The 3,173-nt window shown below is 68.7% G+C and carries 5 protein-coding genes and 1 pseudogene; 3 read left to right on the top strand and 3 right to left on the bottom strand.

The features are described from left to right. On the top strand, window positions 1-600 hold a 600-nt coding region (locus ACRDPN_RS00700), incomplete at its 5' end, for an NAD(P)H-dependent flavin oxidoreductase (protein ID WP_431445397.1). 103 nt (window positions 601-703) lie between these two features. Here ACRDPN_RS00700 and ACRDPN_RS00695 read toward each other — a convergent pair. Next, window positions 704-1,138, bottom strand: a complete 435-nt coding sequence (locus ACRDPN_RS00695; RefSeq protein WP_431445396.1) for an SRPBCC family protein — start codon at window positions 1,136-1,138, stop codon at window positions 704-706. 58 nt (window positions 1,139-1,196) lie between these two features. Between ACRDPN_RS00695 and ACRDPN_RS00690 the strand changes: the two genes are divergently transcribed. Together ACRDPN_RS00690 and ACRDPN_RS00685 are read left to right on the top strand one after the other, a co-directional pair. Further along, on the top strand, window positions 1,197-1,445 hold the full coding sequence (locus ACRDPN_RS00690; protein ID WP_431445395.1) for a type II toxin-antitoxin system Phd/YefM family antitoxin: 249 nt from the start codon (window positions 1,197-1,199) through the stop codon (window positions 1,443-1,445). Then, entirely contained in the window at window positions 1,430-1,822 is a 393-nt protein-coding gene (locus ACRDPN_RS00685; RefSeq protein ID WP_431445394.1) for a type II toxin-antitoxin system VapC family toxin, read from the top strand. Before ACRDPN_RS00690 ends, ACRDPN_RS00685 begins: the two co-directional genes overlap by 16 nt. Window positions 1,823-1,841: 19 nt before the next feature. Here ACRDPN_RS00685 and ACRDPN_RS00680 read toward each other — a convergent pair whose 3' ends face one another. Next, on the bottom strand, window positions 1,842-2,990 hold the full coding sequence (locus ACRDPN_RS00680; protein WP_431445392.1) for an acetyl-CoA C-acetyltransferase: 1,149 nt from the start codon (window positions 2,988-2,990) through the stop codon (window positions 1,842-1,844). Beyond that, window positions 2,983-3,173 (bottom strand): annotated as a pseudogene (locus ACRDPN_RS00675) (TetR family transcriptional regulator); the annotation flags it as partial. The gene ACRDPN_RS00680 and the pseudogene ACRDPN_RS00675, both read right to left, overlap by 8 nt.

Genomic DNA, 3,173 nt, shown 5'->3' with positions numbered 1-3,173 from the left:
CTGCTGCTCCCGACGGTCCTCGACGCCGTGGACATCCCGGTCATCGCCGCGGGTGGCTTCTTCGACGGACGCGGGCTGGCTGCCGCCCTGGCCTACGGCGCAGCCGGCGTCGGCATGGGCACGCGGTTCCTGCTGACGGCCGACAGCCGCGTCCCAGACGAAGTGAAGCAGCGCTACCTGGCGGCGGACCTGGAGGACACAGTGGTCACCAGGAAAGTCGACGGGATGCCGCAGCGCATGCTCCGCACTGACCTCGTGGAACAGGTCGAGGCTTCCTCCGGCGTACGACGCCTCGTCCCGACGGCTCGCCGCACCTTGGAGTTCAAGCGCATGGCCGGGATGTCGTGGAAGGAGCTTGCCATCGACGGGCGGGGGATGCGCAAGGAGCAGGGGCGCACCCTCGGCCAGCTCGCCCTCGCCGCGAACACACCGATGATGCTCAAGGCCGGACTGGTCGACGGCGACCCGACCGCCGGCGTCCTCGCCTCCGGCCAGGTGGTCGGCGTCATCGACGACCTCCCCACCTGCGAGGAACTGATCGACCGGATCGTCACCGAAGCCGGGGCAGCGCTCAGGCGAACCAGCAGGTATCTCGGATAGCTGATCGGTGGTTCAGCGTCCAGCCTCCACTTCTGCCGGTGGAAGAGCGTCCATGGCCGACCGGATCGTGGACGCCAGGTCACCGCGCCTGCGCTGTTGAGCGTCAACGCCTCTCGACGTACGCCTTGAAGCCATTGCTGCCCGATTCGAGCGCGCTCTTGAGCACCCGCTTGAGCACGAACCCGGGCATGGGTACCTTCACGCCGATCTCGAGGTCGAGCCGGATGTGGGTGCCGCCGTCCGTCGGGGTCAGCGTGTAGGTGCCGACCTGCTCGGACTGCATCGAGCTTTCCGCGAGCGTCCACGTCACCGACTGCAGCCCGTCCCACGTGTAGTCGGTGACCTCTTCGTCGCTGAACCCGGCCGCGCTCACCTGGGCGCGCACCCGGTTCGGACGTCCGTCTTCGTGGCGAGACTCGACCTCAGCGGACTTGTGCGACGGGGACCGCTCGGGCAGGTCCTCGACCGCTGCCACGGCGTCCATCACGTGCTCGGGTGAGGCATCGACGTCGAACTCGGCACTACCGGAGACCGCCATGCACGCAACGCTATCGCTACCAGGTAGTCACGGTAGCACTTGTGCTACCCTCGTCAGCATGGATGTTGTGGGGCTCCGCGAGCTACGCCAGGAGGCGTCCGAGCTGGTGCGGCGAGTCGAAGCAGGCGAGGAGATCATCATCACCGTGGCTGGGCGACCTAGCGCCAGGTTGGTGGCTGCGGCACCCCAACGGTGGCGAACCTGGGATGACGTGAACGATCTGTTCGGCGGTCCCGACGACACCGCCTGGGAGCAGGATCGCGACCGTGTCGACCAAGGAGTCTCTGACCCATGGGCCAGCCGGTGAGAGCCGTCCTCGATACCAGCGTGGTCATCGCCGCAGACGTCGGCCCGCTCGATGGCGAGTTGGCGATCAGCGCGGTCACGCTCGCTGAACTGCATTTCGGCGTCTTGGTGGCCGGCGACCAGAGCGTCCGCGCCGAGCGATTGCGGCGCCTGTCGATCTTGCAGCGCCGATTCGATGCGCTACCGATGGATGAGGCTGTCGCCGCCAGCTACGGCCAGTTGGCGTCCGCAGTTGTCGAGGCCGGTCGCCAGCCACGCGCGCGTGCGTTGGACCTCATCATCGCCGCGACGGCGCATGCGCACTCCGCGCGCCTCTACACCCGCAACGCGAGTGACTTCACAGACGCGGACCGGCTGATCGACGTCGTCGCCGTCTGAGCGAGCTCAAGCGTGGGCGTCACAGCCGCTCGATGATGGTGACGTTCGCCTGGCCGCCGCCCTCGCACATGACCTGCAGGCCGTAGCGGCCGCCGGTGCGCTCGAGCTCGTTGAGGAGCGTGGTCATCAAGCGGGTGCCGGTGGCGCCGATCGGGTGGCCCAGGGCGATGCCGCCGCCGTTGACGTTCACGCGCTCGTGCGGGACGTCCAGGTCCTGCATCCAGGCCAGCACCACCGACGCGAACGCCTCGTTGCACTCGAACAGGTCAATGTCAGTCACGGACATGCCCGTCTTCTCCAAGGCGTGCCGGGTCGCGGCGATCGGGCCGGTCAACATCCAGATCGGGTCGTCGCCCCGCACCGAGAGGTGGTGGACCCGGGCTCGCGGGGTGAGCTGATGCTCCTGCACGGCCTGCTCAGACGCGATGAGCATGGCGCTCGCCGCGTCGCAGATCTGGGACGCGACGGCCGCGGTGATCCGGCCACCGGGTGCCAGCGGCCCCAGCGCGGCCATCTTCTCCAGTGACGTCTCGCGCGGGCACTCGTCGGTCGCGAACTCGCCGACCGGTTCCACCTCGGCGTCGAACCGTCCCTCGGCGATCGCCGCTCGCGCGCGCTCGTGCGAGGCCAGGGCGAACTCCTCCATCTGCTCGCGGGAGATGCCCCACTTCTCGGCGATCATCTCGGCGGAGCGGAACTGGCTGACCTCCTGGTCGCCGAAACGCGCCAGCCAGCCGGGCGACTCCGCGAACGGCGTGCTGAAGCCGTACTGGTCGGCGACCAGCATCGCCGCGGAGATCGGGATGGCGCTCATGTTCTGCAGGCCACCGGCGACGACCAGATCCTGGGTTCCCGACATCACTCCCTGGGCCGCGAAGTGCACCGCCTGCTGGGAGGAGCCGCACTGCCGGTCGATGGTCACGCCGGGTACGTGGTCGGGCAACCCCGCCACCAGCCACGCGGTGCGGGCGACGTCGCCGGCCTGGGAGCCGATGGTGTCGCAGCACCCCATGATCACGTCGTCGACCGCGCCCGGGTCGATCCCAGTGCGCCTGACGATGGCTGAGAGAACATGCGCACCCAAGTCTGCAGAATGTGTCCCGGCGAGCGAGCCGCCTCGTTTCCCGACCGGGGTGCGGACGGCATCGACGATGAACGCTTCAGCCATGTTCTGCGATCCCTTCGAACAGGATGGAGAGGTACTGCGTGGCGACCTCGTCGGCCGACAACGCGCCGCCCGGCCGGTACCAGGTGACGGCGACCCACACCGTGTCGCGCAGGAAGCGGTACACCAGCTCGATGTCGAGATCGGCGCGCAGCTCGCCGGCGTCGACGGCCTCCTGGAGCAGGC

It is taken from the genome of Aeromicrobium sp., assembly GCF_050700635.1.
Classification (GTDB): Bacteria; Actinomycetota; Actinomycetes; order Propionibacteriales; family Nocardioidaceae; genus Aeromicrobium.
The sequence above is the reverse complement of the archived record's forward strand: the minus strand, read 5'-3'. Positions and strand labels throughout refer to the sequence as shown.